Annotated in this window: 1 protein-coding gene; it reads right to left on the bottom strand. The window is 49.9% G+C overall.

The features are described 5' to 3' along the window. Positions 1-888 (bottom strand): IS256 family transposase (locus E0E16_RS12645; RefSeq protein ID WP_130829708.1); only part of this gene is annotated, 888 nt, incomplete at both ends.

Below are 888 nucleotides of genomic sequence, written 5' to 3'. Positions count from 1 at the left end.
TGCGTTCGGCCTTGTATTTTCTTAGTGCAGGATATTTCCTTTCCCATTTCTCGACAAAGGTAATGAATTGTTCGTATCCCTGCAAGGAATTCATCTCGTTGTTCTCCAATTGGAACACCTCACTGAGCTGCTGCGCCATTACCAGTTTGTCTTTATGTGATGCGCCGCTGAGTATCTGTCGCTTAACGTGTGCCACGCAGAACTGGTGTGCGGCACCGGGAAAGGCTGCACAGACGGCATTCTCTATTCCTTGCAATGCATCGGAAACAACTAAGTCTATCTGTTCGACGCCTCTTTGCTTCAAGGCCTCAAGCTCGTCTTTCCAGCAAAGAGCCCCTTCTGTGGGATGATTGACAACCGTGAGCACCTCCCTGCTGCCGTCTTCTAATACCCCCAGAATGGTATAGTAGGCTTCCTTGGACACCTGTCTGTCCCTACGGGTGGAAATAAAGGTGGCGTCGATATAGACGGCTAAGTAGTGGGAGGAAAGGCTACGGCAAAGCCACCGTTCGACGTCCTCACGGCAGCTGCCGGCAAGATGCGATACCTGCTGCTTGCTGTAGGAACGACCATAGACGCAATTTGAAATCTCGCCTATCTGCTCCGTGGTAAGACCTTTGGTGTAGAGGAGATTGAACAATTTGGCACGTTCCTCGCTTTCGCTGCGTATCAACCCTAAGAGAATGGGATAGAAGTTTCCGCTACGACTGCGCGGAATACGGAGCGAGAACTCAAAGCCGTGACTGTACCAACGACGAGAACGGAAACCATTGCATTGCTCATGGGCATTTTCGCTGACGAACAACTCTCGTTCATGATACATCAGGGAGTTCATGATTAATGACTGAAGGGTAACAAAACCCTCGCTGCTGCTTGTGTAATTCGAAA

Origin of the sequence: Prevotella rectalis, assembly GCF_900607215.1 — a bacterium.
Classification (GTDB): Bacteria; Bacteroidota; Bacteroidia; order Bacteroidales; family Bacteroidaceae; genus Prevotella; species Prevotella brunnea.
The sequence above is the reverse complement of the archived record's forward strand: the minus strand, read 5'-3'. Positions and strand labels throughout refer to the sequence as shown.